At 68.2% G+C, this 24106-nt stretch carries 29 protein-coding genes and 2 pseudogenes; 17 read left to right on the forward strand and 14 right to left on the reverse strand.

Features of this window, described 5'->3' with window-relative positions:
- The first annotated feature begins 295 nt into the window (after positions 1-295).
- A complete protein-coding gene (locus ACWCP8_RS31935) occupies positions 296-424 on the forward strand; it encodes an Arc family DNA-binding protein (RefSeq protein WP_352269873.1) in 129 nt (42 codons plus the stop codon).
- Here the strand turns inward: ACWCP8_RS31935 and ACWCP8_RS31940 are convergent.
- Together ACWCP8_RS31940 and ACWCP8_RS31945 are read right to left on the reverse strand one after the other, a co-directional pair.
- Positions 408-956 carry a GNAT family N-acetyltransferase gene (locus tag ACWCP8_RS31940; protein ID WP_451119650.1) on the reverse strand — a complete coding sequence of 183 codons (549 nt, stop codon included), beginning with the start codon at positions 954-956 and terminating at the stop codon, positions 408-410. The two genes, ACWCP8_RS31935 and ACWCP8_RS31940, sit on opposite strands and share 17 nt — an antisense overlap.
- A 157-nt stretch (positions 957-1113) precedes the next feature.
- A pseudogene (locus ACWCP8_RS31945) lies at positions 1114-1532 on the reverse strand (transposase family protein); the annotation flags it as partial.
- A gap of 388 nt (positions 1533-1920) precedes the next feature.
- Here ACWCP8_RS31945 and rph point away from each other — a divergent pair.
- Positions 1921-4518: a rifamycin-inactivating phosphotransferase gene (gene rph, locus ACWCP8_RS31950; protein WP_451119652.1), complete on the forward strand. Its 2598-nt coding sequence runs from the start codon at positions 1921-1923 to the stop codon at positions 4516-4518.
- A 133-nt stretch (positions 4519-4651) separates the two neighbouring features.
- Here rph and ACWCP8_RS31955 read toward each other — a convergent pair whose 3' ends face one another.
- Positions 4652-5119: a pyridoxamine 5'-phosphate oxidase family protein gene (locus ACWCP8_RS31955; RefSeq protein ID WP_451119654.1), complete on the reverse strand. Its 468-nt coding sequence runs from the start codon at positions 5117-5119 to the stop codon at positions 4652-4654.
- A 145-nt stretch (positions 5120-5264) separates the two neighbouring features.
- Between ACWCP8_RS31955 and ACWCP8_RS31960 the strand changes: the two genes are divergently transcribed.
- Both ACWCP8_RS31960 and ACWCP8_RS31965 read left to right on the forward strand, forming a co-directional pair.
- Positions 5265-6395, forward strand: a complete 1131-nt coding sequence (locus ACWCP8_RS31960; protein WP_451119656.1) for a DUF6083 domain-containing protein — start codon at positions 5265-5267, stop codon at positions 6393-6395.
- Positions 6396-6404: 9 nt separating this feature from the next.
- Entirely contained in the window at positions 6405-7019 is a 615-nt protein-coding gene (locus ACWCP8_RS31965) for a GNAT family N-acetyltransferase (RefSeq protein WP_451119657.1), read from the forward strand.
- 232 nt (positions 7020-7251) lie between these two features.
- Here ACWCP8_RS31965 and ACWCP8_RS31970 read toward each other — a convergent pair whose 3' ends face one another.
- Positions 7252-7587 (reverse strand): ArsR/SmtB family transcription factor, encoded by a 336-nt coding sequence (locus ACWCP8_RS31970; protein ID WP_451119659.1) that lies wholly within the window; start codon positions 7585-7587, stop codon positions 7252-7254.
- 83 nt (positions 7588-7670) lie between these two features.
- Here ACWCP8_RS31970 and ACWCP8_RS31975 point away from each other — a divergent pair, with 83 nt between their 5' ends.
- Entirely contained in the window at positions 7671-8975 is a 1305-nt protein-coding gene (locus ACWCP8_RS31975; RefSeq protein ID WP_451119661.1) for an MFS transporter, read from the forward strand.
- Between the two features lie 226 nt (positions 8976-9201).
- Here the strand turns inward: ACWCP8_RS31975 and ACWCP8_RS31980 are convergent, their stop codons facing one another.
- The 7 genes from ACWCP8_RS31980 to ACWCP8_RS32010 form a co-directional block, all read right to left on the reverse strand.
- Positions 9202-10407: a cytochrome P450 gene (locus tag ACWCP8_RS31980; protein WP_451119663.1), complete on the reverse strand. Its 1206-nt coding sequence runs from the start codon at positions 10405-10407 to the stop codon at positions 9202-9204.
- A gap of 31 nt (positions 10408-10438) precedes the next feature.
- On the reverse strand, positions 10439-11812 hold the full coding sequence (locus ACWCP8_RS31985; RefSeq protein WP_352269863.1) for an NAD(P)/FAD-dependent oxidoreductase: 1374 nt from the start codon (positions 11810-11812) through the stop codon (positions 10439-10441).
- Complete coding sequence (locus tag ACWCP8_RS31990) at positions 11802-12011, reverse strand: ferredoxin (RefSeq protein WP_356005385.1); 210 nt, start codon at positions 12009-12011, stop codon at positions 11802-11804. Before ACWCP8_RS31990 ends, ACWCP8_RS31985 begins: the two co-directional genes overlap by 11 nt.
- A 527-nt stretch (positions 12012-12538) precedes the next feature.
- On the reverse strand, positions 12539-12928 hold the full coding sequence (locus tag ACWCP8_RS31995) for a hypothetical protein (protein WP_451119666.1): 390 nt from the start codon (positions 12926-12928) through the stop codon (positions 12539-12541).
- 101 nt (positions 12929-13029) lie between these two features.
- Entirely contained in the window at positions 13030-14052 is a 1023-nt protein-coding gene (locus tag ACWCP8_RS32000) for a zinc-dependent alcohol dehydrogenase family protein (RefSeq protein WP_451119668.1), read from the reverse strand.
- 33 nt (positions 14053-14085) lie between these two features.
- Positions 14086-14487: a (R)-mandelonitrile lyase gene (locus ACWCP8_RS32005; protein WP_352269860.1), complete on the reverse strand. Its 402-nt coding sequence runs from the start codon at positions 14485-14487 to the stop codon at positions 14086-14088.
- Positions 14488-14519: 32 nt separating this feature from the next.
- Positions 14520-14843 carry a carboxymuconolactone decarboxylase family protein gene (locus ACWCP8_RS32010; protein ID WP_451119670.1) on the reverse strand — a complete coding sequence of 108 codons (324 nt, stop codon included), beginning with the start codon at positions 14841-14843 and terminating at the stop codon, positions 14520-14522.
- Between the two features lie 223 nt (positions 14844-15066).
- On the opposite strand from ACWCP8_RS32010, the gene ACWCP8_RS32015 reads away from it, so the two are divergent.
- From ACWCP8_RS32015 to ACWCP8_RS32025, 3 genes and pseudogenes are all read left to right on the forward strand, one after another.
- Positions 15067-15960 carry a helix-turn-helix transcriptional regulator gene (locus ACWCP8_RS32015; protein WP_451119672.1) on the forward strand — a complete coding sequence of 298 codons (894 nt, stop codon included), beginning with the start codon at positions 15067-15069 and terminating at the stop codon, positions 15958-15960.
- Positions 15961-16726: 766 nt separating this feature from the next.
- A complete protein-coding gene (locus ACWCP8_RS32020; RefSeq protein WP_451119674.1) occupies positions 16727-17383 on the forward strand; it encodes a VOC family protein in 657 nt (218 codons plus the stop codon).
- 140 nt (positions 17384-17523) lie between these two features.
- Positions 17524-18094: pseudogene (locus ACWCP8_RS32025) on the forward strand (type 1 glutamine amidotransferase domain-containing protein).
- Positions 18095-18253: 159 nt separating this feature from the next.
- On the opposite strand, the gene ACWCP8_RS32030 reads toward ACWCP8_RS32025, so the two are convergent.
- Positions 18254-18409, reverse strand: a complete 156-nt coding sequence (locus tag ACWCP8_RS32030; RefSeq protein WP_352269853.1) for a DUF6131 family protein — start codon at positions 18407-18409, stop codon at positions 18254-18256.
- 631 nt (positions 18410-19040) lie between these two features.
- Here ACWCP8_RS32030 and ACWCP8_RS32035 point away from each other — a divergent pair.
- The 9 genes from ACWCP8_RS32035 to ACWCP8_RS32075 all read left to right on the forward strand — a co-directional run bounded on the left by ACWCP8_RS32035 (position 19041) and on the right by ACWCP8_RS32075 (position 23095).
- Positions 19041-19442, forward strand: a complete 402-nt coding sequence (locus ACWCP8_RS32035) for a gas vesicle protein GvpO (RefSeq protein WP_352269851.1) — start codon at positions 19041-19043, stop codon at positions 19440-19442.
- A gap of 72 nt (positions 19443-19514) precedes the next feature.
- On the forward strand, positions 19515-19946 hold the full coding sequence (locus ACWCP8_RS32040; protein ID WP_352269850.1) for a gas vesicle structural protein GvpA: 432 nt from the start codon (positions 19515-19517) through the stop codon (positions 19944-19946).
- Between the two features lie 3 nt (positions 19947-19949).
- Positions 19950-20663: a GvpL/GvpF family gas vesicle protein gene (locus ACWCP8_RS32045; protein ID WP_352269849.1), complete on the forward strand. Its 714-nt coding sequence runs from the start codon at positions 19950-19952 to the stop codon at positions 20661-20663.
- Between the two features lie 9 nt (positions 20664-20672).
- Complete coding sequence (locus tag ACWCP8_RS32050; RefSeq protein ID WP_328624387.1) at positions 20673-20924, forward strand: gas vesicle protein GvpG; 252 nt, start codon at positions 20673-20675, stop codon at positions 20922-20924.
- Between the two features lie 106 nt (positions 20925-21030).
- Complete coding sequence (locus ACWCP8_RS32055; RefSeq protein WP_352269930.1) at positions 21031-21456, forward strand: gas vesicle protein; 426 nt, start codon at positions 21031-21033, stop codon at positions 21454-21456.
- Positions 21453-22265 carry a GvpL/GvpF family gas vesicle protein gene (locus ACWCP8_RS32060; RefSeq protein WP_352269848.1) on the forward strand — a complete coding sequence of 271 codons (813 nt, stop codon included), beginning with the start codon at positions 21453-21455 and terminating at the stop codon, positions 22263-22265. The genes ACWCP8_RS32055 and ACWCP8_RS32060 overlap by 4 nt, the downstream gene beginning before the upstream one ends.
- Positions 22262-22510 (forward strand): gas vesicle protein, encoded by a 249-nt coding sequence (locus ACWCP8_RS32065; RefSeq protein WP_326624442.1) that lies wholly within the window; start codon positions 22262-22264, stop codon positions 22508-22510. Before ACWCP8_RS32060 ends, ACWCP8_RS32065 begins: the two co-directional genes overlap by 4 nt.
- Positions 22500-22904 (forward strand): gas vesicle protein K, encoded by a 405-nt coding sequence (locus ACWCP8_RS32070; protein WP_330248351.1) that lies wholly within the window; start codon positions 22500-22502, stop codon positions 22902-22904. The genes ACWCP8_RS32065 and ACWCP8_RS32070 overlap by 11 nt, the downstream gene beginning before the upstream one ends.
- Positions 22905-22921: 17 nt before the next feature.
- On the forward strand, positions 22922-23095 hold the full coding sequence (locus ACWCP8_RS32075) for a CsbD family protein (RefSeq protein ID WP_352269846.1): 174 nt from the start codon (positions 22922-22924) through the stop codon (positions 23093-23095).
- Positions 23096-23301: 206 nt separating this feature from the next.
- Here the strand turns inward: ACWCP8_RS32075 and ACWCP8_RS32080 are convergent, their stop codons facing one another.
- Positions 23302-23583: a DUF2231 domain-containing protein gene (locus tag ACWCP8_RS32080; protein ID WP_451119719.1), complete on the reverse strand. Its 282-nt coding sequence runs from the start codon at positions 23581-23583 to the stop codon at positions 23302-23304.
- 24 nt (positions 23584-23607) lie between these two features.
- Positions 23608-23778, reverse strand: coding sequence for a hypothetical protein (locus tag ACWCP8_RS32085; RefSeq protein ID WP_451119679.1), 171 nt, complete (start codon positions 23776-23778; stop codon positions 23608-23610).
- Positions 23779-24106: the final 328 nt, after the last annotated feature.

Genomic DNA, 24106 nt, shown 5'->3' on the forward strand with positions numbered 1-24106 from the left:
CTGAGGGTCGAACCGCGCCGCTTCTTTGCAGGTCAGCTGCCTACTGGAGGGTAGAACGGGGTTGGCAGAGGGTAGAGCGCCGTCGCTTCGAGAACGGGACTGAGACTAGCTCCCAACTCTGCCCACAGCGCCGTCCTTTCCCAGGAACAAACATGAGCCGTTTCGTCGCTGACCGCTGCCCGAACGCATCGAGAGACGCTGTCGCTGCAAGTGAGCAGAGCCAGGTGGCTTCGTTCATCGCCAGGAACAGTGAGGCATTTCCAACCCGGTTGAGGAGCGCGCAGCGCGGCTGACATTGCCCATCCCCCTACGCTTCCCCTCCGACCTGCTTCACGAGGTCAAGCGGCGCGCCGAGGCCGACGACCGATCGATGGCCTCGTGGATCCGTCGCGCTGTCGGGTACGAGCTCAACCGGACGGTGTGACCGAGGACCACACACCGAACCACTGCTCGGCGCCGTACTCCTCGAACTGCTCCACCTCGGTGAACCCCAGCTTTGCCGCGAGGCGCATCGAGCGGTCGTTGGCGGTCTGGGTGCAGAGCACCACCGGCTCGCTGGGAAGCGCGTCGGCGAACCAGCCGAGCGCCGCCGCGCACGCCTCGGCGGCGTACCCGCATCCCCACGCGTCCGGCAAGAACATATAGCCGAGCTCGGCCTCCCCGGCATCCGGACGGACGTGGCCCGGACGCTCTGCGTCGCGCCGATCGAGCGTGATCGTGCCGATCATCGCTCCGTCGAGCTCGATCACGAAAAGGCCAGGGCGCCGACCGGGCAGTTCAGGCACCGCGCGTTCGAGCTCGTCACGGGGTCGAGGGCCACCGAGGTAGGTGCGCACCTCCGGCGAGGCGAACAGTTCGATGAACGCCGCACGGTCCCGGGCATCGGACTCGCGGAGCACGAGCCGTTCGGTCCTTATCGGGGCAGGTGGCCAGGCGACGGGTCCGAGCTCAGTCATGGCGGGCAACCTATCGCATGCCCGCCGGGCAGAAGCCTCAGACGACTCACAGCGGCAGCAGCGAGCTACTGACCCGTCGGCCCCCTCTGGATCTCGGTGCCGCACTGAACCCACCCTGAGCGCCTTCCTGTCTCAGGCTGAGGTGGTCAGCTCCGGCAAGGACGGCCTTGACCAGGTTGGTGATGCGGGTGGTGCTGCACCGGAGCTTGCGCAACAGCCGCCAGGTCTTGAGGGTGGCCATGGCCTGCTCCCCACCGCGCGGATCTTTGCGTGGGTTCGGCTGACGGCCTTCTGGCCGACGGAGAGCGTGGCCCCGCGGCCGCGATAGGAGACGCGGACGGCGGGGCCGGCGCCTTGGTACGCCTTGTCGGCCCCGCATCTGGTGCCGGTGGTGTTGAGGGCGTCCAGCAGGCCGTGGGTGCGGGCGGCCTTGATGTCGTGGACAGCGCCGGGCAAGGCCGGTGAGGCCCAGATCAGCTTTCCGAACGGGTCGGTGAGGACCTGGACGTTCATCCCGTGCTTGCCCGAGTAGAACGGCCGGTCGGCTGCTATGCGGTCGAGGGGCAGCAGAGTGCCCACTTCGCGAGAAGCTTGTCAGTTCCAGCGGACGGCAAAAGGAAAAGGCAAAGAGATCTCCCTCCTTGCCACTCTTAACGTATAGCGCACTGGGGGGCTTGCGGCAAGACCCGGGTGGTGGCGCAAAATCGTCGGCCGAGGCCACAACCTGCGGAAATTGGGGGCACGACGTGCGTGTGTTGTCGACGTATGGGGGACGCGGTGACGTCGAAGCAGTGGTGCGGGTGTGTGCGCCGCCCGACTGGGCGGAGCGGTCGGCGGACTCGTCAGAGGGCGGGCAGCCAGAGATGAGGCCGTGCTTGACAAGAGGTTGGACAGAGCTGGAGGGGCCGGAGATTCGATCGGCCAGTGCAGTGCAACGGGACACGACTGCCTCGGAGGTATCGCGATGATCGAGCAGTACGTGTGGGATCTTCAAGAGGTCGACGAGACGCAGGTCGCGGTCGTCGGCGGCAAGGGCGCTCACCTGGGCGGGCTGTCGCGGATCGAGGGCATCCGCGTGCCGGCCGGCTTCTGCGTGACGACGGACGCCTTCCGGCGGATCATGGCGGAAGCGCCGTCGATCGACGATCGGCTCGATCAGCTGTCGCGCCTGAACCCGGACGATCGGGAGGCCATCCGCACGCTCAGCGCGGAGATCCGCCGGACCATCGAAGGGATCGCCATCCCGGGCGATCTCGCGGCGGCGATCACCCGCGCGCTCGCCCGGCTCGGCGAGCAGGCCGCCTACGCCGTCCGGTCCAGCGCGACGGCAGAGGACCTGCCGACGGCCTCCTTCGCCGGCCAGCAGGACACGTATTTGAACGTCGTGGGGCCGGTGGCGATCCTCCAGCACGTCAGCCGGTGCTGGGCCTCGCTGTTCACCGAGCGGGCCGTGACCTACCGCCAGCGGAACGGCATCGACCACCGGACGGTCCACATGGCCGTGGTCGTGCAGCAGATGGTCTTCCCGCATGCGGCCGGCATCCTGTTCACGGCCGACCCCGTCACGGGCAACCGGAAGGTCGCCACCGTGGACGCCGGCTTCGGCCTCGGCGAGGCCCTGGTCTCCGGCCTGGTGAACCCGGACGTCTTCAAGGTGCGACACGGCGAAGTCGTCGCCAAGGCGGTCGCCGCCAAAAAGCGTGCCGTTCACGCCCTGCCGGCTGGTGGTACGCAGGAAGTGGCGATCGACTCGCAGCGGCAGGAGGAGCCGGCGCTGACGGATGCGCAGGTCGTGCGGCTCGTGCAGCTCGGGCGGCGGATCGAAGCGCACTTCGGCCGCCCGCAGGACATCGAATGGTGCCTGGTCGACGATGGCTTCCAGATCGTTCAGAGTCGGCCGATCACGACACTGTTCCCCATCCCCGAGACCGGCGACCAGGAGAATCACGTCTACGTCTCCGTTGGTCATGGGCAGATGATGACCGACCCCATGAAGCCCCTGGGGCTCTCCGTGTGGCGGCTGACGGCCATGGTGCCGATGCACGAGGCCGGCGGCAGGCTGTTCGTCGACGTCACCCGGCGCCTGGCCTCGCCCGCGAGCCGCGCCGGCCTCCTGGACGTCCTGGGGAGAGGCGATCCGCTGATCAGGGACGCTCTGGAGACCGTCCTCGACCGCGACGATTTCGTCCCGTCGCTCCCGGACGCGGGTCCTGGCGGGCCGCCGACCAGCGGTGCGTCCGCCCCGGTCGAGACCGATCCGGCCATCGTCATCGGGCTGATCGAGCGCAGCCAGGCGTCCATCGCCGCCCTGGAGCGCGACATCCGGGCAAAGACCGGACCGGCGCTGTTCGACTTCCTGCTGGAGGCCTTCGAGGAGCACAAGCGAGTCCTCAGTGATCCGCTGAACCTTCAGGCGATCATGGCGGGGATGGAGGCCACGTGGTGGCTCAACGACAGGCTGCAGGAGTGGCTGGGCGAGAAGAACGCGGCTGACACGCTCACGCTGTCCGTCCCCGACAACGTCACGTCGGAGATGGGACTGGCGCTGCTCGACGTCGCGGACGTGATCCGCCCGCATCCGGAGGTGGTGGCGTTCCTGCAGGGCATCGAGGACGAGGGCTTCCTGGACGAGCTGGCGAAGCTCGCGGGCGGGACCGAAGCGCGCGACGCCATCGAGTCCTACCTCGACCGGTACGGCATGCGCTGCGTCGGCGAGATCGACATCACGAGGCCGCGTTGGCGCGAGCGCCCCACCACGCTCGTGCCCGTGCTCCTCGACAACGTCAGGATCTTCGAACCGGGCGCCGCCGAGCGGCGCTTCGAGCAAGGGCGGCAGAGGGCGCAGAAGAAGGAGCAGGACGTGCTGTCACGCTTGCGGGCCCTGCCGGACGGGGACCAGAAAGCCGACGAGGCCAAGCGGATGATCGACCGGGTCCGAACCTTCATCGGGTACCGGGAGTACCCGAAGTACGGCATCGTCAGCCGCTCCTTCGTCTACAAGCAGGCCCTGCTGGAAGAGGCCGAGCGCCTCGTGCAGGCTGACGTGCTTCCTGAGAAGGAGGACATCTTCTACCTCACGTTCCAGGAACTCCACGACGTCGTGCGCTCGAACCAGGTGGATGACCAGCTCATCCAGCAGCGCAAGGACGCGTTCCGGTCGTACCACGCACTCACCCCGCCCCGGGTGCTCACATCGGATGGTGAGGCCGTCACCGGGGTGTACCGGCGCGACGAGGTGCCGGCCGGCGCCCTGATCGGCCTCCCGGTTTCCGCCGGGACCATCGAGGGAAGGGCCCGCGTCATCCTTGACATGGCGGAGGCCGATCTCGAAGCGGGCGACATCCTGGTCACGACCTTCACGGACCCCAGCTGGTCGCCGCTGTTCGTCGGAATCGCCGGCCTGGTGACGGAGGTGGGCGGCCTGATGACCCACGGCGCAGTGATCGCCCGGGAGTACGGCTTGCCGGCCGTCGTGGGCGTGGAGCAGGCCACCCGGCTGATCCGGGACGGGCAGCGGATCCGCGTGCACGGAATCGACGGGTACGTCGAGATCCTGCCTTGACCGACCACACCAAGAAGGCCCATCCGTAGCTTCCGGCCAAAACAACGCCAAGCAGTTGATGACCATCCCACGACCGCCGCCCGCAACGCGCACACGCGCCCTGCCGGGCAGTGCCCCTCGTGAAAGCCTGAGGTCAGCCGCGGGGGCTGCTGATCCGTTCGGGTTGGATCACATAGATCACCCGGACCTGGTCGCGGCCACCGAACCATGGGTAGGGCCCGCCGAGATACTTCTGCGCGAGCGCCTCGATGTGGTCGACCGCCCCCTCGGCGGTCACACGCACCACACGGCCGCGGATCTGGACGTAGGAGGCCGGTGCCGAGGGGTCGGCGATTGTGACGGCAACCCGCGGGTCGCGCGCGATGTTTCGGGTCTTTTGATGCGACTCAACGCTGTTGATCAGGACGTGCTCGCCGTCGGTGTCGACCCATGTCTGGGTGAGCTGGGGGCGAGCCGTCGGGCATCGTTGTATCGATGTAGCGATGTAGCGATGTAGCAGGTGCTGGCGCGGCGCAGCAGCGTCACCACATCCTCGATGGCCCGCCGCGTGCACGCCTGCTCCCGCGACATGGCCCAGGGCCTCACCGTCTACTTGCAGCACGGATTCGACCTCACCGGCCGCCAGACCTGACGCCCCACCACCCTTCCGGCCGGCGTACAGGGACCGACCGGAGGGAACGAATCGTCGTCCCCGCCCACACCGCGCCCCGCGCCCGCGCCGGATCATCACCCGGGACGGGAACGCGATGAACCTGTGGGACGCCGAACCCGTTCCCGGCGCCCAGTGCCGCATCGCGCACCGCATGGCCTGCCCCCTACGCCAAACCAGAAGACTCTGGCCCTGGACCACCATGCTGCGGCAGGAGAACGAAGTCGCGTGCACCGCAGCGGTGTTGGGCACGGCGACCGTGTTCATGGGCCCCGGCCCGCGCGCCGTACGCCAGCTCGTCACCCTCCGGCGGCTGCCTCCGGCCCCGCCGAACACGCTGATGCGTGCCACCGCGGTCGTGCTGAGCGCGGTTCCCGAGATACGGCCTCCCGACTACGACGTGCTGCGCAGGCTTTGCGACAGCGAGCAGCCGCTGCTCTCCGGCATCGCCGAGTGCGTCGCCTGCTATGTCTGGGAGTTCGAGCACGACATCGACCGCGCGCTCGTCTCGGCCCGCCGGACGATCGCCGGACTGGCGCCGGTCGACAATCCGTCCGTGCAGCTCATGGTGCATTCCCGGCTGAGCGAGCTGTGCCTGCGGACGGGGTGGGGCGAGGAGGCGTACGAGCATCTCAAGCCGGCGCTCAAGGTGCTGCCGCGGCTCGGCGACGGGCACGACTACATCGGCATCCGCTCGCTCCTCGTCCTCGCCTGCCTGCAGCGAGGGGACCCCGACGAGGCCGAGTACTGGCTGCGGCAGTCGGAGAGCGAACACACCCCGCAGCAGGACGACTTCTACCGGCCCGATCTCGGCGGGCGCGCCGAGATCGCCCGCGGACTGATGGAGGTCGGGCTCGGCCTGTGGCGCGGCACCGTGGAGCGAATGCTCGCGGCCGGCTCGATGCGCGGCGGCGACGCCTGGCTCGACCCGTGGGCGTACCTGATCCAGTCGGTGGCGGTGGCGGTGGCGGTGGCGGTGACGGCGCACGCGCACGCCGGCCGACTCGTGCTGGTCGCGGAGGTGGTCGACCGGCTGCGGCAGCGGTTGCGGATGCTGCTCTCCGATCCGGTCGGCTCGCCCTCTGTGTGGGTGCTGCGGCTGGAACCGGAGAACGTCCGGCCGGCCCGACAGGGATGGTCCCCGCCAGATCCTGTGCGTCGCGAGCCGCGGCACCCGCGGGTCGCTTGTTCACGAGCCGCCGGACGCGTGCACGAGCGGGCTGCGTAGGATCCCCGGATGGCGATCACCAGTCACCTCCTGCAAGGGCCGCGAGTGGCCATACGCCACGTCCGGCGTCAGGACTACGACGAGCTCACAGCGCTGGCCCGGGAGAGCGCTGAGATGCTTCGCCGTTGGCTGGGCGCCCGCGAGAACACGGTGGAAGCGTTCGAGAGCTACCTTGAGCGGATCGGGCAGCCCACTCATGAGGGCTTCGTGATTTGTCTGCGCGGCAGCGGCACGATCGTGGGCGGCGTCAACATCAACAACGTCGTCAGGGGCACTCTCCGGAGCGGAACCCTGGGCTATACCTCCTACGCGTCTACGACCGGCCGTGGCTATATGACCGAGGGTCTGAGGCTCGTGATCCAGCTCGCCTTCGGCCCCCTGGAACTGCACCGGCTGGAGGCGAACATCCAGCCGGACAATGTCTCCTCGCTGAACCTCGTCAAACGTCTGGGCTTCCAACGCGAGGGCTACTCGACTGCGTTCCAGTACGTCAATGGCGAATGGAGGGACCACGAGCGATGGGCCATCACTGCTGAGACGGCACGCACAGCAGCACAGCTCACGAACTTCCCTTACAGCCCCGCAGGTGAGAAAGAGGGCAGCCCTCCTGAGGGCCAACTCTGACGCTCGGCCGAGTCGAACTCGCCGGGCCCGAGCAGTGAGAGCGAGAAGCCTCGGACAACAGGGCCGAACCCAAGGGCGCTTGGTCCCCCACCTCTGTGGATCGGACTGCCGCCTGGCCACCGTGCTCAGCACGGCACGGCTCAGACGCAGGGCCCGGATCTGTGCATCCAGGGGCTCGCGCATAAGCGACGGCCGCGACGGTCGTTTCCCGCTCCAGAACCCGCCGTGCGGGTCAGTCTCGGGGTTCGACCCGGGGTTGGTGGAGGACGGCAGTCAGTAGCCCGGGAAAACGGCTGTCGAGGTCCTCGCGGCGCAGGCTGATGAAGCGCTGGCGGCCGCGCGGGATATTGCGGACGACCCCCGCCTCGCGCAGCGTCTTCAGATGGTGGGACAGGGTGGACTTGGGGATCTCCCCGCCGACGGGCCGGCAGGCCGCTACCTCCAGAGGCCCCTCGGCCAGGCGACGCACTATGTCCAGCCGTGAGGGGTCGCTCAGGGCGAACAGCACATCGGTCAGTACCAGGTCTGCGACGTCCGGGTGTGGCATGTCACGGGAGGTTCCACTCATGGTTCGATAATACTTGAACTATCGACCGAGGTGTGCTTAGGCTCTTACTGTTCGAAATTATTGGAACTATCCGGAGAGTCGACATGCGCACTGAGCGTCCGGCGAGGCGAGTACCGCGCCCGGTCGGCTTCTGGCTGCTGGCCGTCACACTGTTTGCGATCCTGGCCGCGGCCAGCGCGCCTTCCCCGCTCTACGTGGTGTACCAGCACCGCTGGGGCTTCTCGCCGATCGCACTCACCACGATCTTCGCGGTCTACGCCCTGGCCCTGTTGGTCGCGCTGCTGATCGTCGGAGGACTGTCCGACTACATCGGCAGGCGGCCCGTGCTCGCTGCCGCGCTGATCGTTGAGGCCGCGTCCATGGTCGTGTTCCTCACTGCCGACGGTGTCGGGCCGCTGCTGGTGGCGCGGACCGTGCAGGGGCTGGCGACCGGTGCGGCGGCCGGCGCCATCAGTGCCGGGCTGCTCGATCTGCAGCCGTCACCCACATCGCACCTCGGCCCGCTGCTGAGCAGCGTTGCGCCGGCCGCCGGGCTGGCCGTCGGGGCGCTGGGCGCGGGATTGCTGGTGCAGTACGCCCCCGCCCCCACGATGCTGGTCTTCGTCCTGCTCATCGCCGTATTCCTGTTGCTGGCCGTGGCGGTGTTCTTCCTGCCCGAGCCGGTCACACGCCGGCCGGGCGCCTGGGCCTCGCTGCGGCCACGGGTGGCCGTGCCGCCCCAGGCCCGCAAGGCCTTCCTGGCAGCCACGCCCTCCCTCGTCGCCACCTGGGCGATGGGCGGGCTCTACCTCGCGCTGGGCCCATCGGTGGCCGCAGGGGTCCTGCATATCGGTAGCCATCTGGTCGGTGGCCTGGTGGTGACCACTCTCTTCGGCACGGGAGCCGTCGCCTCGCTGCTGGTGGGCGACCTCGCGCCGAAGCGGGTGATGGCCGCCGGGTCCGTGGCCCTCGCCGCCGGGACCGGTCTCACCCTGCTCGCCCTCGTCGGACCCTCGACGCCGCTGTTTTTCGTCGGCACAGCCCTCGCCGGCGCCGGCTTCGGCAGTTCCTTCCTGGGCACCTTCCGCTCGCTCGCGTCACTGGCCGGCCCCACGGAGCGGGCGGACCTGTTCGCCTCCGTCTACATCGTCAGCTACCTGGCCTTCAGCGTTCCTGCCGTGCTGGCCGGGCTCGCCGTGCCGTCCCTCGGCCTGCGCACTGCGACGATGGTCTACGGCGCTGTGGTGATCGTGCTGGCGCTGCTGGCCGCCGCCCCCGGAACCGCTGTTCGCAGGCCCGCCCCCATGCCCCTGGCGGCAGCGGCCTCCTCCGAGGGGCTGGCAGCCGTTGCCCCTTCCCGCCCGGTGGCGGCGGATGTCGCAGGGGGACGGGAGCCTTGTCGCCAATGACCTTCCCGTCTTTGGGTCGCACGCGCCGACCTGGTCGGCATGCCGTGGCGCCTGCCGCCCGGGCGGAGGTGCCGGCGGCGTGGCGCCGGGCCGGTTTCGTCGCGGAAGCGGCAGCCGAACGCAGGCTCATGTGAGGGTGCTGGGCCGGCTGCGGCCGGGTGAGTGGTTCATCGAGGCACTGAAGTGCCCACTCCTGCCTGCTGCCGTGTGCCGCCACGTAGCCGAGTCATAGGTGGATGGGCAGGTGGCGGGGGCCGCGGAGCATGGCGTTCTGCCGGTAGGGGGGCGGGTCCTGGACCAGGCTTGCCGTGCTCAGGTGGGGGATCAGCGCGCCGAGCGCGGCCTCGGCTTCGAGGCGGGCGAGGGGTGCGCCGTAGCACAGGTGGATGCCGCTGCCGAAGCCGAAGTGCTGGTTGTCCGGCCGGGTGGGATCGAATCGATCGGGCTCGTGGAACCGCCTGGGGTCGCGGTTGCCTGAGGCCAGCGCCAGTACGACGGACGTTCCTTGGGGAATCGTGGTGTCGGCGATGTCGATGTCGGCGTGGGGGATCCTCTCGCGCATGTGGACCGGGGGTTCGTAGCGCAGTAGTTCCTCCACCGCCCGCGGCAGCAGGCCGGGTTCGCGACGCAGGTGGTCCAGTTGCTCGGGTTGGCGCAGCAGTGTGAGGACTCCGTTGGTGATCAGATTGACCGTGGTCTCGTGCCCTGCGATGAACAACAGCACGGTGGTTTCCGCGAGTTCCTCCTGGCTGAGCCGCAGGGCCGGATCCGGCTCGTTGACGAAGGCGGAGAGCATGTCGTCGGTGGGTCGGTCGCGGCGCTGTTCAGCGAGGTTGACCAGGTACAGCCCCATCTCCTGCCGGGCCTGGCGGCCCACCTGGTCCCGTTCCGTGGTGTCTTCCTCGGGCCCGATGTCGGCGGTCGCGACGATGGAGTCGGTCCACGCCTGGAACAGTGACTCGTCCTCGCGCGGGACGCCGAGCAGTCGGCAGATGACTGTGATGGGCAGTGGGTAGGCGAAGTCGTCGACGATGTCGATCTGCTTGCGGTCCCGGAGTTCCTCGATCAGTTCGCCGGTGATGCGGGTGATCTCGCCGCGCATGGCGTCGACCCGGTCAGGGCTGTGCGGCGGGCCGAACGGGCGCATGGCCAGGGTGCGCAGCCTGTGGTGCTCGGGGTCGTCGAGCCGCAGGAACGGCGGCTTCACCGTCTCACCGGACGGGTACGGGGACGGGGCGGTGCGGATGCGCGGATCGGCACTCATCCGAGGGTCGTGAAGCAGTGCGGCGATCTCGTGGTAGGTGCCGATCAGATAGCTGCCGTCTGCCTGTCGCACCACGGGACCGGCCTCGCGGAGTTCCGCGTACAGCGGGTAGGGGTTGGGGCGGTTCTCGTAGTCGGTGATCCGTGCCAGCAAAGTCTCGGAGTCCATGGTGGCTCCTCGTGGTTGGGCGGGACGTGGGTCAGCCGGTGGGCTGTACCACCGTCAGTCGGCGATCGGGCAGGTGACCGGTGAGCGCCACGGTGGGGCCGTGGGACAGACCGCTCGGGTCCGGCACGTCGGACGGAATCGTGATGTCGGCAGCGATCGCACGGTCCGCCGAGCCCAGCGGGGGCGGGAACGGGGCAGCCGTCTCGATCAGGTGCTTGTAGTAGTCGAGCGACTTGGCCATGTCGACGGTGACGGCAGCGGTGACCCGTCCTTGGAAGCCGTAGACCACGGCCAGGCGGCGCGCCTCCAGAGAACCTTGGGCGATGACCACGTGGTCGGAATAGGTGGGCACGCCCACCGACTTGATGTTGAGCCCGAACTGGGTCGACCAGAACGTCGGGACGGCGAGGTGCGGGCGCCGCAGGGGCCCTGGACTGACCATGTTGTGGGCCGCCACCTCGGCCTGAGCGACCGCGTTGCCCCAGTGTTCCAGTGAGAGCATCTGATACCCGAACAGAGGGTGCGGGAACCGGGAGACGTCGCCGGCCACGAAGACGTCGTCGGTGACGATCCCGTACATGTTGAAGGCCCGGCACCCGGCGTCGCAGGCGACTCCGCGCGGACCCGCTGCCAGCCCGGACTCCGCCAGCCACTCGACGTTGCGGACCGCCCCCAACGCCACGACGCACACGTCCGCGTCGACACGGCTGCCGTCGGACAGGTCCGCACCGGTGAACCGGCCGTTCCCGTCCCCGCGTAGCGTGGTGACTGTCACCCCGCAGCGCAGGTCCACGCCGTGGTTGCGGTGCATGACAGCCGCAAGTTTCGACAGGGTGCCGCCGAGCGCGCCCACCAGGGGTGCGGGGCCGCGTTCTGCAACCGTGACCTCGATACCCCGCTCCCGGCAGGCCGAGGCGATCTCCGAACCGGTGAAGCCGGCGCCGATCACCAGCACCCGACGCGGCCCGGCGGTCAGCCGCTCGGCCAGCCCCCCGGCCTCGTCACTGGTACGCAGGGTGAACACCCCGTCCAGGGAGGCCTCCTCCGGGTTGGGCCAGGGGCGCGCCCGGGTCCCGGTGGCGATCAGCAGCCGGTCGAACGGCAGCGACTCGCCGTCGGCCAGCATCACCTGTTTCTCCAGAGGATCCAGGCCGGTGGCGGCTACTCCCAGCCGCCAGTCGGCGTCCGGGTCCCGGCGCATCGGCAGTGCCGTGGTGTCCGCCGACGCCTGGCCGAGCAGCACCTGCTTGGACAACGGCGGCCGGTCGTAGGGCGGGTGGGGCTCGTCTCCGACCACGGTGAGTGAGCCGGTGAAGCCCTCCTCGCGCAGCGTCTCCGCGGCCCTGAGTCCGGCCAGCGACGCGCCGACGATGACAATGCGGCCGTCCTTGAGGTCACCGGGCACCGGCGCTCACCCCTTCGCCGGCGAGGATGGCCTGGACCGGGCACGCCGCCGCAGCCTGGCGCACGCGCTCGACCTGGTCGTCCGGGACGGCTGTGGCGTACAGCAACCCCTCTTCACCGTGCAGCTCGAATACCTTCGGCGCGAGGAACACGCACTGCGCATAGCCCTGGCAGCGCGTGAGGTCCACAACGATCTGCATGGCTGGTCACTCCCTGAGTCGTCCCGGCGTCCCCTTCCCTTTCTACGCCGGTAACGCACCAGGCGCTCTTCACGCCTGTGTCGCACCAGGTGCCCACCTCGCGACTCATGCGTGCTTCCCGCAAGGGGTGGCAGAGGCGGTCCGCAAGGCGTGGGCTCAGCACCGACGGAAACCCACCGGCCCTCAGCAGGTCGGGAAATTGCTTGACCCGTTGGACCAGTGGCGTGAGTGCCCCTGGGTGAACGTCTGGGGCATGCGGTCCATGTAACCGCCCCCTTTTGTGTCAAGCGGCGGTGCAGTTGCCCGGCGCCAGCCAGCCAGCCATCGTCCGCATCGGCACCGCGATGCCCCATACTGCACGCGCCGCCATCAGGAAGAGGACCCGCCATCCGGCCCACTGGGCGACCGGTCCGCAAGGCCACCGGCAAGGGCGAACAGCAGGGTCAGCGGGCGGGTCATGACGCCCTGGGGCGTGGGCATGGCTGGGGTGTGTCCTCCGGATCGGGATGCGGCAAGGATGGTGGTGATCAGGTGTCCAGGGGTTCAGCGAACGTGCGGTAGGGTCCGCGGCTGGTGTGCAGTTGCCACAGGGTGTCGGCGAATACGTCGGGGTCCTTGCGCGGGTCCCCGGGCGTGATAGCGCCGGGGATGATCAGCTGAGCGACGTGGATGTTCTCTGCTTGCAGCGCGTCGTGCAGCAGTTGGCCGTAGGCGCTCTCGGCGGCGAACGCGACAGAGGTGCCGGCGCGGTCGGGGTGCGGGCGTACCGCGGTGCCGCCGTTGACGAACACGACGGTGCCGCGGCCCAGTTGACGCACTCCGGGCAGGACCTGCTGTACGGCCGTTGCGGGGCCGTACACCGAGAACGCGAGCGGGGCGGCCAGGTCCTCGGAGCTGGTGTCCAGCAGCGGTTTCATGAACCGACTGGTCCGCCGCGCACGCTCCCGGCCCTGACGTGCCCGCGGCCCGGCCCTGAGAACCAGGGCCAGGCCGCCGAGCAGGGCCGGCCGGCTGTGGGTCAGGGCCTGAGGAGCGTCTTGATGGCGCGCCGCTCGTCCATCGCCCTGTAACCCTCGGCGACCTGCTCGAGCGGCAGCACCAGGTCGAAGACCTTGCCCGGGTTGATGCGGCCGGAGAGCACCCGGTCGATGAGGTCCGGCAGGAATTCGCGGACGGGTGCCGGTCCGCCGCGCAGGCCGACGTGGGAGTAGAACAGCTCTTCGCCGTCGATCGCCACACCGTGGGGAACGCCGACGAAGCCGACGTTGCCGCCGGGCCGCGTCGAGCGCAGCGCCTGCTGCATGGACTGCTCGGTGCCCACGCACTCCAGCACTCGGTCGGCGCCGATGCCGCCGGTCAGCTCCTTGATGCGGGCGATGCCATCGTCGCCGCGCTCGGCGACGATGTCGGTGGCACCGAACTCGCGGGCCAGCTCCTGCCGGGGCTCGTGCCGGGACATGGCGATGATGCGGCCGGCGCCCAGTTCCTTGGCGGCGATGACCGCGCACAGGCCGACCGCGCCGTCGCCGACCACCGCGACCGTGTCTCCGGGCTTCACTTCGGCGGCGACGGCCGCGTACCAGCCGGTGCCCATGACGTCGGAGCAGGCCAGCAGGCCGGCGATGTGCTCTTCGGCGGGCTGTTCGCGGGTGGCGACCAGGGTGCCGTCGGCCAGCGGGATCCGGATCTTTTCTGCCTGGCAGCCCTCGGCGCCGACGAACTCGCGGTGCAGGCAGTTGGTCTGGTAGCCGTTCTTGCAGTTGGCGCAGGTGTTGTCGGAAGCGAAGAACGAGCCGACGACGAACTGACCCGGCTTGATGGTGTGGACGTCGCTGCCGACCTCCTCGACGACGCCGACGTACTCGTGGCCGAACGGGGCGGGCTGGTCGACCGGGTTGATGCCGCGGTAGTCCCACAGGTCCGAGCCGCACACACAGGTCGCGGCGGTACGGATGATCGCGTCGGTCGGGTTGATGATCTTCGGGTCGTCGCGCTCCTCGAAGCGCACGTCTCCGGGAGCGTACAGAACAGCTCCGCGCATAATGACGTTCCTTACATCTGGTTCGGGTTCGGGTCAGCGGCGGGTGCTGGTGCGCGGGCCGCCGTACTGGTCGTCACTGACGTGCTCGAGCCAGTCGACCTCGTCGGTCTCCCACAGCGCGATGTGCGTCATGAAGTGGTCCGGGGCGGCACCGTGCCAGTGCTCTTCACCCGACGGCGTCCAGATCACGTCACCCGGGTGGGCCTCGAGGATCTCGCCGCCGCGGGACTGGATCAGGGCGATGCCTTCGACGATGTAGAGGGTCTGGCCCAGGCCGTGGCTGTGCCAGGCGGTCCGGGCGCCCGGCGCGAAGCGCACCGCGTTCGCGCGGGCCCGAGAGGGCTCCTCGCCGCGGTGGATCACATCGGCCCACGCGTCGCCGGTGAACCACTCGACGGGCAGCTTCATCGTCGGCTGCTTCTTCAACAATTCCATGGTGGGTGGTGCTCCTTGTGACAGGCCGCGGGTCAGGTAACGGCCTGCTCGTCGGCGATCTTCTTCAGCTGGTTCATCGCGGTCATGGCGTTGGGCCACCCGGCGTAGAAGGCGAGGTGCGTGATCGCCTCGGAGAGCTCCTCGACACTCAGCCCGTTCTCCAGCGCCTTGCCCAGGTGATAGCCGAGCTGCTCGGTGCGGTAGAGAGCCGCCAGCACACTGACCGTGACCAGGCTTCGGTCCCGGGGCGAGAGCTCGGGCCGCTCCCACACGTCACCGAACAGGACGCCGTCGGTGACCTCCACGAGCTTCGGCGCGATCTCCGCCAGATCCTTGGGCGCGGACTGCTTCGTCATGGGACGACTCCTCACTTCGCGAAAGTCTTGGTACCGGGCACAACCCCTCTGTGGGGGAGAGGCCCGCCCCGGCAGCATGCAGAGCCTGACTCGGGGCGTCCGCCGGGGGCCGCAACAGCGACACAATCGATGAAACCGCAGGTCACACGTGCGCGGAAGGTACCGCTGTTACAGGTACTGACAGAACCCCCCAGCCCTGCGCCCGGCGTCCTAGCCTGGCTGGGTGGACACCAAGAGCGACATCCGTGAATTCCTCGCCTCGCGTCGTGCGAAGATCACCCCGCAGCAGGCCGGACTGCCCGCCTACGGCAGCAACCGGCGCGTGCCCGGGCTGCGCCGCGAGGAAGTCGCCCTGCTCGCAGGCGTCAGCATCGACTACTACGCCCGCCTCGAGCGCGGCCACCTCGCCGGAGCCTCCGACGAAGTCCTCGACGCCCTCGCGGGCGCCCTCCAGCTCGACGAAGCCGAACGCGCCCACCTGCACGACCTGGCCCGCGCCGCCGGCTCGCGAGCCCCTCGGCGGACCAAACGAACCCGCGGCCCCATCCCCGCCAGCGTCCTCCGGGTCCTGGACTCCATGAGCGACAGCCCGGCCTTCATCCGCAACGGCCGCCTCGACATCCTCGCCACCAACCGCCTCGGCCGCGCCCTGTACGCACCACTGTTCGCGGATGACGCCCCCGGCCCGGTCAACATTGCCCGCTACCAGTTCCTGCACCCCGGCGGCCGCGACTTCTTCCCCGACTGGGACATCTCCCTGAACACCACGGTGTCCCTGCTGCGCACCGAAGCCGGCCGCGCACCCCACGACAGCGATCTGACCGGGCTCATCGGCGAACTCGTCACCCGCAGCGAGGAGTTCCGTACAGCGTGGGCGAAACACAATGTGCGTCTGCACCACACCGGCCGCAAAGTCTTCCGCCACCCCGAGATCGGTGAGGTGGCCCTCGACTTCGACGCCATGGAACTACCCGCGCAGCCCGGCCTCACCCTGACCGCCTACAGCGCCGAGCCTCACACCCCGGCCCACGATGCGCTCCGGCTGCTGGCCGCCTGGGCCGCAACCGAGGACACTTTTTCGGCCACCACGACGCGGACCGAAGAGCGGAAGCCCTGACCGTATCCAGCCAACTGGGAATGGCGGCGGATCTTCATCGATCAGGTCTGTGAACTCGACCCGTGAACCCCGGAGCCATGACGCATGCGCCTTGTCGTCCGAATCAGTGACCCCGGCAGTTGGAGGTCCGGCACGGGCTCAGTCGCTACGGGCGAGGCCGAGTGGTGGAGCGGATAGGGAGCAACCTTGCCCCCGTCCTCGATCCATGGCAGGTCATCCGCAACCTCCGATGCTCCCGTAGTGAAGGCAATTGCTTCGCGGGCGTTCACGGATGAAGTCACGATGCCGCCTTAGCTGGAAAGCAGGGTGACCGTCTCCTGCCCGCCCCGGCACCATCCATGTTGGCGCGGACCCGCCCACGCCACCGGACCACGAACATGGCCGTTATATGTTCCGCGGCGGTCGGATGCAGGGGATTGTTGAGCCCGCTACGAAAGCAGCCCCATTTTCCGGGTCAGCGCCTGGTCGGAGACAAATGCAGAGGCTTCCCGCCTCTCACGCCCGCTGTGCGCTCGCCCCCGGGGCGCCGGACGTGCACTCTTACGAAGGGGTCGTGTCCACCTCGCAAGGTAGCGCCATGGTTTCCATTCCCAGCCCGCCCCGGCCGGAAAGGCCACCGGCAGAGGTAACGGGACTGGCCGGCTGCACTGTCGGTGCCCCTTGCTGGGCGAGTCTCGCCACACCCGACCCCCAGGCCGCACAGCACTTCTACGGTGCCGTACTCGCGTGGGACTTCAGGCGCACCTCTCTTGGTGAGGACTTCAGGTTGGCGCTCTCGGCGGGGGTGCCCACCGCGAGTCTGGGCTGCACGACACCGGCCCTGCAGGTAGCCGTGGACTGGACACCGTACTTCGCTGTCACAAACGCCGACGAGGCCGCGGCCCGCATCGTGGAACGCAGCGGCACCATCGCGGTCGGACCGGTCCGCCTGTCCCTCGGTCGTGGGGTGCTGGCTGCCGACCGGGAGGGGAATCGTTTCGGAGTCTGGGAAGGGCGGTTGATCGCCGACTGGGAGTCCTGGCGCGCACACCGGCCGTGGCGACTGGAACTGCGCGCGGGACACATGTTCGAGGCCGCCATCTTTTACGGCGAGGTGCTCGAGTGGGCTTGCGCGCGGCCCGGCTGCTGCGAGGTTCGGTACGAGCACGGTGGCGTCGCGCTCCAGGACGCCGGCAGCGTGGCCGCCCGGATCGTACCCGCCGGTACGGCGCTGAGGGGCGAGCGGACGAGTCCCCGCTGGAACGTCTACTTCCCCGTACCGAACGCCGGCACGGCAGCGGAGGCGGCCTCCCGGTACGGCGGCGGAACCATCGGCCGGGCGGCGGAGGGTGATCGCCGCACGGCCCTGTTGTACGACCCCCATGGCGCTGTCTTCGGTGTCGAGTCTCGACGCAGCTACGTGACCATTGCCCGCCGCGGTTGAGGCTCAGGCCCCCACCGCCGCTGGTTCCGTTCGGTCCCGCCGACAGGGAGGCCCGGCAGGGCCGCATGGCACACAGAGCGGGGATCCATGACAGCACCACCGCTCTCGGCGGACCGTTCCATCCCGAAAGGAATGCGGAAATGTCTGACAACGACGTGAGCATCCGGAAGGTGCTGGCGATCGTCACGAACTACGGTGTCGAGCAGGACGAACTCCTGGTGCCTCTCGAACACCTGCGGGGCTGGGGCGCCGATGTGGATGTTGCTGCCGTGTCGGCGGGCGACGTCCAGACCCTCGTCGGCGACAAGGCTCCCGGGAAAACCGTTCGGCCCGAACTCACTCTGAACGAAGTCGACCCGGCCGATTACGACCTACTCCTCGTGCCGGGTGGCACGTTGAACGCCGATAGGTTGCGTCGGCAGGAGTCGGCGATGGAGGTCGTCCGCTCCTTCACGTCGACCGGTCGCCCCGTAGCAGCCATCTGCCACGGCCCTTGGGCCCTGGTCGAAGCGGGTGTGCTCGAAGGTAAAAAAACTTACCTCCTACCCGTCACTGAGGACGGACATCCGCAATGCCGGTGGTGAATGGGCCGACGAGCCAGTCATCAAGGATGACTCCCGCGGCTGGCCCCTCATCACTTCGCGCAACCCAGGTGATCTGGGGCCGTTCCTCCGCGAGATCGACGCAGCGCTTGCCGTAAACGCTCACTGACCATTGCTGGTCCTGCCGCTATACGGTTTGCTCTGCTCTCTCGTCCATGCCAGGCCGCGCGTAGCGGGGGTTCGGCGCGGCCGCGACGAAATCGCTCGTCAGCAGTTCCGGAACCGGCGTCGCCGAGGGCTCAGGGATCGTGGTGCGGAACTGTTCGCCCTACCAATAGTGCCTTCGACCGGCGACCGCGTGCCCCATCGATCCAAGGATCCAAAGGACAATCCCGATCACGGCGAGGACAATCCCGATGGTCCACAGGATGGAGATGCCGAACAGGAACCCGATGACAAGCAGAATGACTCCGAGAACAATCACAGCGTGCTCCGATCTCGCATATGTGTTCCTTTACCACTGTGATCCCCGCAGGCAGCATGGGCAACTGTTTGGGAAAGACAGCACTGGCCTCATATGACCTGTTCCGACGGTGGCCGCTCGGAGAAGAGTCTCCGGCGGAGACGACGTGGGGCGAACCGTGGTGGACGTGGTGTCCGTCGCGAGGCTCCGCTGAGGTGACGATGAGGCCGCTCCTTGCCTTGGGCGTGATCAGCTTGGCCCGTCGACGACGCGCACCATTGGGAGCAGAAGTGACCAGACACCGAACCGACGATGGGTGAGGGCCCCAGCAGGCACAAGGGAACCGAGCAGCACGGCTGGTCGACCGCCATCGGCCAGAGATAAGCAGCAGGATAACGAGAGTCGCGCGGTGGTGGCTCTGAAGATGCTGAAGCCCATCTCGTGGTGCTGGACGTCATCACGGCGTGCCCGCTGGAGTGGCTACGCACGCGACACTGCACAGCGTGGCTACCAGCCGTCGCGTGCAGTGATGGCGGCCCCCAGGCCGTGCGAGACAGCCCGAGATGCGGTTGACCGAGGCTGTATATCATGAAATGGCGCCCGTGAATGTGGCGCGGTAGCGAGTCGTCGTCTCCGATTCCGGAGAGGGAACATGGCCGCAGGCGAAGAGGACGGGACAGAGCGCGTCCGGCGCTCGTCCAGCAAGACGCCCGCCAAGAAAAGCGCCCGGAAGACCAGCACCGGCCGGGCGAGCAGCCGAACGAGCGAGGACGAAACGAAGCGCACGGCCCGGCGGCTTTCGGCTCCGCGGGCTATGCGGTACGCGGCTGAGCAGCTCCAGGAGCTCCTGGGCCGCGCACCCGAGTCCGTCTCCGCCTTGAAGCCGACCGAAGAAGGCTGGCAGGCGAACGTGGAAGTCCTGGAGCTGGAACGTGTTCCCGGGACCACCAGCGTGATGGCGAGCTATCGAGTGACGCTGGACAAGGAGGGCGAACTGGTGGCGTACGAGCGCACCCGCCGCTACACCCGAGGGCAGATCGACCCACGTGGCTGAGGGCCCGGCATCCATGCAACACCGCACGAACGGAAACGGCCACGCCAGGAGTGAGCCGTGAAAGGAGGCACCATGACTGTGGTGCCGCAAGGTGGAGGAACCATTTCCAGGGGCGGCGGAGGATCCGGGAACCTCTACGACATCCTCGAATTGATTCTGGACCGCGGACTGGTCATCGACGTCTTCGTGCGTGTGTCGCTGGTGGGCATCGAGATCCTCAAGATCGACGCCCGCATCGTCGTAGCGAGCGTCGACACCTACCTGCGCTTCGCTGAGGCCTGTAACCGCCTCGACCTGGAGTCGGGCCGCAAGGCGCCCGCCCAGCTGACCGACCTGGTAGGTGAAGTGACCGAAGGCGGGGCGCACGGCAAGGCCAAGGGAGCCCTGAGCGGGGCCGCAGAAGCGGTGACCGACGCGCTCAAGGGGGGACATGACGACGAGGAGCCCGAGGAGAGGCGGGAGCGGCCGAGGCGTCGGCCTGCCGCCCGACGCCGTGAGGAGTGAGTCATGGCCGTATACGTCTACTCCATCGTCGCGGCCTCTCATCCGCAGCGCCTGGACGACCTCGACGGGGTGGGGAATCCACCCACGAGCCTTCGCACCGTGAACACCGACAAGTTGTCTGCGGTCGTCAGCGACGCCCCCGAGGACCTACGGCCCAAGCGCAGGGACCTCGGCGCACATCAGGCCGTGCAGGAGCGGCTGATGGCTGACGGCACGGTTCTACCGTTGCAGTTCGGCTTCACCACTGTGGACGACGACGCCGTGCGAGCGGTGCTGGAGGAGCGCAAGGACGAGTTCGCCGAGCGGTTGCGGGCGCTGGAGGGCTGCGTGGAATATCACCTGAAGGCTGCCCAGGACGAGGATGCCCTGCTGCGGCAGATCCTTTTGGAGTCCGACGAGGCGCGCGGGCTCAACGAGGAGATCAGAAGCGGCAACAGCAGCCCGGACCTGTCGTTCGCCCTCGGCGAGCTGGTCTCCCGGGAAGTGCAGGAGAGGCAGGACCGGCTCGCCGCCGGAGTCCTCGATGCCCTGCGGGGGTTCGCGCGGGAGGAACGCTCGTCGCCGGCGACGGGGAACGACTTCCTGAACGTGTCCTTTCTGGTGGAGCGGGACAAGGAGCAGAGTTTCCTCAGCGAGGAGCAGGGTCTCGCCAAGGAGCTGGGGGAGGACTTCGACCTCAGGCTCGTCGGCCCGTTGCCCGCATACAGTTTCGTCTAGGGAGTTCTCATGGGGCTGTTCACTCAACTCGCCACCCTCCCACTGGCGCCGGTGCGCGGCGTGGCCTGGGTCATGGAGCGCGTCGTCGAGACCGCGGAGAACGAGTACTACGACCCAGCCCCCGTCGAGCGGGAGCTCGCCGAGCTCGAGCGGGCGCTGCTGGCGGGAGACATCGACGAGGAAACCTTCGACCGGCGCGAGGACGAACTGCTGGACCGGCTGGACGAGATCAGGGCCCATGTCCAGGGCACTGATACCTGATCGCGGCAGCTGCCGCGGAGCCGGAGCGCTGCTACGCGCTCCCGTCGCAACGCAGGGACACCCGGGATAGAGGTGCAGCGCCGTGAACGAACCCGTCGCCAGGAGGATGGGCGACTTCCCGTCCAGAGCCACCCCTTACGGTAGTCAGGGCTCCTCGGCCAATCTCGCCGACATCCTGGAGCGGGTCCTGGACAAGGGCATCGTCATCGCGGGTGATATCCAGATCAACCTGCTGGATATCGAACTGCTCACCATCAAGCTGCGCCTGCTGATCGCGTCGGTGGACAAAGCGAAGGAGATGGGCATCGACTGGTGGGAGCATGATCCTTCGCTGTCCTCACGCGCCAACGACGGTTACAGCTCACTCGCCGAGGAGAACAAGAGGCTGCGTGCCGAGATAGAGGCCATGCGCGAGGGCGGTGAGTTGCCACCGGCCGAGGGCGAGGAGAGCGGCTCTGCAGCCCGGCGCCGCACTTCACGTACCAAACGTGCAGCGCCCCGAGCCCGCAGCGACAGGCGGGACGCGCCATGACCGAAGTCACCTATGCGTACGCCGTCGCGCAGGATGCTGACGGATCATTGCAGGAGGCTCTGTCGGGGCTTCCCGGGGTGGCGGACGCGCCCGTACATCTGGTGCGCGTAGAACAAGGTGACGATGTGGTAGTTGCCGTGAGCGCGGTGCCTGAGCAGGACTTCCAGGAGGCCGCGCTGCGCGCGCATCTCGAGGACCTGGACTGGCTGGAGTCCGTCGCCCGCGCCCATAACCGTGTGATCGAGGCATTGGCTGCTCGCACCACCGTCCTGCCACTTCGTCTGGCGACGGTTTACCTCGACGACGAGCGGGTGCGCCTCATGCTCCGGGCCCGCCGCGAGGCATTTGCCGGCCGACTGACCGCCCTGGCCGCGCAGGTGGAGTGGGGCGTCAAGATCTATGTCGAAGCGCCCGAGGCAGCCGCGAGTCCGGCAGACCCACCCACGGAAGCGGGCCTGAGCCCGGGGCGGGCCTACCTCAGTCACCGCAGAGCACAACGACATGCTCGCGAAGACGTCTATCGCAGCGCCTCACAGGCAGCCGAGCGGATCGAATCCGCGGCCCGTGTCTATGCAGTCGACCGGGTTCAGCACCGGCCGCAGCAAGGCGAACTCGCCCGCGGGCCGGGAGAGAACGTCATCAACGACGCGTACCTCGTACCGCTGCAGCATGCCGAATCCTTCCGCGCCGACATCCTGCACGCTGCGGAGGGATTTCCAGGGGTGCGCGTCGAAGTCACCGGGCCCTGGGCCCCCTACTCCTTCGCTACGCCGGCCGATGTCGAGCCGATGAAGAGGATCGTCCCGTGAAGGCGCCGGGCAGGCCGCAGGCCATATCGGAGGAACCGCTGGCGGATCGGCAGATCGCGCTGATCGACCTGCTGGACCGACTACTCAGCGGAGGCGTGGTCCTCACCGGTGACATCGTGCTCTCCATCGCCGATATCGACCTTGTACGGATATCGCTGCGCGCGCTGATCGTCTCCATCAGCGAACAGAATCCATCTCCGTGGCAGGCCATTTCAGCACCCGCAGGAGACAACGATGACAGGTGAGGACCACCCGCCCGGCAACCGCTTCGACGAAGTCGCCGACGCCGCCGCCCGCGCCTTCCGGCTGCTGCCCGCGCCGCCGCAGGATGTCATGACCTGTGGTGGTGCAGACCGCAGGCCGGCTCAGCGGATCACCACCGACCCCGACACGGTGGAACGAGATCTGATGAAGCTCGTCCTCACCATCGTCGAGCTGCTGCGACAGCTCATGGAACGCCAGGCCCTGCAGCGGGTAGATGCCGGAGGCCTCACCGAGGAGCAGGAGGAGCGCCTGGGAGAAACGCTGATGATTCTGCACGATCGCATGATTGAACTCTGCGCTCGATACGACCTTTCCATGCAAGACCTCAATCTGAATCTCGGGCCTCTCGGAACTCTGCTGCCACCAACCGAATGACCCTGAAGGAGTGCGACATGGATATCGGCAAGAAGACCAGAAACATCGGAAAAATAATCGAAGGGAAGACCAAAGAAGTGGCCGGGAAGGCCGTGGGCAACAAAAGTCTGGAGAAAAAGGGAAAGGTCGAAAAGATCAAGGGCAAAGTGCAGCACGCAGTGGAGAAGGGCAGGGACACCTTCAAGCACTGAAGGAGACTCTCAGCTCTGACGGCCGTGGTCCCGCCGCACTGTGAGCAACGGGCGGGCCGGTAGGCGACGTCCAGCGCAACCAGATGATGGTCAGCCGGCCTACTCGGGGATGTGCGTCGTCGCTCCGGCTCGCCGCCCACGGGCCGGCTGCTTCGCAGAACGGGAGGTGTGAAGGGCACAGGTTGGCGCTGAGTCAAGGGTGGGCACTACTGAGGTGGTGGGTGACAAGGCGCGTCCACCAGGCGTTCGGTGCCAGCAAAGCCGAGCGCTTTGCCCAGTGACGTACGGCCACGGCCACGGCCGCGTTGCACCCACGATCCCGCGTAGAGTCCGAGGGCCGTGGCGATCGACGCCGCGTGTACCAAGCCGATACGCATCTGGCCCTCATGCTGCTCGGCCCAGTCCACCCAGCCGGCCAACGCGGCCGGCGCGGCCCCAAGGATGCCCACACCCACCAGGAGGCGGGCACTGCGTCGGGTGCCGGGCATGACGTCCAGCACCGCGGCGGACAATCATGGACCCATCCGAATCCGCACCAGCGCGGGGTGCAAGGGGTGGCCGATCGGCGGACCGCGCAGGACATCGCGGTAGCGCCCCAGAGGCACGCCGCGCACGATCCGCTGCACGGGGCTGATCACCACATCAAGCCTCTCCAGGTGTCCCAGCGCGTCGAGGGACTTCAAGGAATAGGCGCTCGGTGCGGGCGACGGCTCCTGTCACCGTACCGCTGCCCGGAGCGAGAACCGCGAACTTCGTATACGCCGCTGTAAGCCGCATGATGAGCAGTTGCCATGTGCGGCCGATTCCCGAATTGACGGCGGCTCCGCCCCACTCCGGTGGCCGCACGTCTTGGGCAGGACGTCGCCATGCCTGTGGGGCCTGCGGGTGACTCACTCAGTTCACTCCTCCTCGTCCTCCTCGTCCTCCTCGTCCTCCTCGTCCTCCTCGTCCTCCTCGTCCTCCTCGTCCTCCTCGTCCTCCTCGTCCTCCTCGTCCTCCTCGTCCTCGTCC

The sequence above is a fragment of the Streptomyces sp. NPDC002206 genome (genome assembly GCF_053593595.1).

What these genes read in the sequence shown, in the direction of transcription:
- ACWCP8_RS31940 (WP_451119650.1), bottom strand. Translation starts at nt 956, where the DNA reads ATGACTGAGCTCGGACCCGTCGCCTGGCCACCTGCCCCGATAAGGACC.
- rph (WP_451119652.1), top strand. Translation starts at nt 1,921, where the DNA reads ATGATCGAGCAGTACGTGTGGGATCTTCAAGAGGTCGACGAGACGCAG.
- ACWCP8_RS31960 (WP_451119656.1), top strand. Translation starts at nt 5,265, where the DNA reads ATGAACCTGTGGGACGCCGAACCCGTTCCCGGCGCCCAGTGCCGCATC.
- ACWCP8_RS31965 (WP_451119657.1), top strand. Translation starts at nt 6,405, where the DNA reads ATGGCGATCACCAGTCACCTCCTGCAAGGGCCGCGAGTGGCCATACGC.
- ACWCP8_RS31970 (WP_451119659.1), bottom strand. Translation starts at nt 7,587, where the DNA reads ATGAGTGGAACCTCCCGTGACATGCCACACCCGGACGTCGCAGACCTG.
- ACWCP8_RS31975 (WP_451119661.1), top strand. Translation starts at nt 7,671, where the DNA reads ATGCGCACTGAGCGTCCGGCGAGGCGAGTACCGCGCCCGGTCGGCTTC.
- ACWCP8_RS31980 (WP_451119663.1), bottom strand. Translation starts at nt 10,407, where the DNA reads ATGGACTCCGAGACTTTGCTGGCACGGATCACCGACTACGAGAACCGC.
- ACWCP8_RS31990 (WP_356005385.1), bottom strand. Translation starts at nt 12,011, where the DNA reads ATGCAGATCGTTGTGGACCTCACGCGCTGCCAGGGCTATGCGCAGTGC.
- ACWCP8_RS31995 (WP_451119666.1), bottom strand. Translation starts at nt 12,928, where the DNA reads ATGAAACCGCTGCTGGACACCAGCTCCGAGGACCTGGCCGCCCCGCTC.
- ACWCP8_RS32000 (WP_451119668.1), bottom strand. Translation starts at nt 14,052, where the DNA reads ATGCGCGGAGCTGTTCTGTACGCTCCCGGAGACGTGCGCTTCGAGGAG.
- ACWCP8_RS32005 (WP_352269860.1), bottom strand. Translation starts at nt 14,487, where the DNA reads ATGGAATTGTTGAAGAAGCAGCCGACGATGAAGCTGCCCGTCGAGTGG.
- ACWCP8_RS32010 (WP_451119670.1), bottom strand. Translation starts at nt 14,843, where the DNA reads ATGACGAAGCAGTCCGCGCCCAAGGATCTGGCGGAGATCGCGCCGAAG.
- ACWCP8_RS32035 (WP_352269851.1), top strand. Translation starts at nt 19,041, where the DNA reads ATGGCCGCAGGCGAAGAGGACGGGACAGAGCGCGTCCGGCGCTCGTCC.
- ACWCP8_RS32040 (WP_352269850.1), top strand. Translation starts at nt 19,515, where the DNA reads ATGACTGTGGTGCCGCAAGGTGGAGGAACCATTTCCAGGGGCGGCGGA.
- ACWCP8_RS32045 (WP_352269849.1), top strand. Translation starts at nt 19,950, where the DNA reads ATGGCCGTATACGTCTACTCCATCGTCGCGGCCTCTCATCCGCAGCGC.
- ACWCP8_RS32050 (WP_328624387.1), top strand. Translation starts at nt 20,673, where the DNA reads ATGGGGCTGTTCACTCAACTCGCCACCCTCCCACTGGCGCCGGTGCGC.
- ACWCP8_RS32055 (WP_352269930.1), top strand. Translation starts at nt 21,031, where the DNA reads ATGGGCGACTTCCCGTCCAGAGCCACCCCTTACGGTAGTCAGGGCTCC.
- ACWCP8_RS32060 (WP_352269848.1), top strand. Translation starts at nt 21,453, where the DNA reads ATGACCGAAGTCACCTATGCGTACGCCGTCGCGCAGGATGCTGACGGA.
- ACWCP8_RS32070 (WP_330248351.1), top strand. Translation starts at nt 22,500, where the DNA reads ATGACAGGTGAGGACCACCCGCCCGGCAACCGCTTCGACGAAGTCGCC.
- ACWCP8_RS32075 (WP_352269846.1), top strand. Translation starts at nt 22,922, where the DNA reads ATGGATATCGGCAAGAAGACCAGAAACATCGGAAAAATAATCGAAGGG.
- ACWCP8_RS32080 (WP_451119719.1), bottom strand. Translation starts at nt 23,583, where the DNA reads ATGCCCGGCACCCGACGCAGTGCCCGCCTCCTGGTGGGTGTGGGCATC.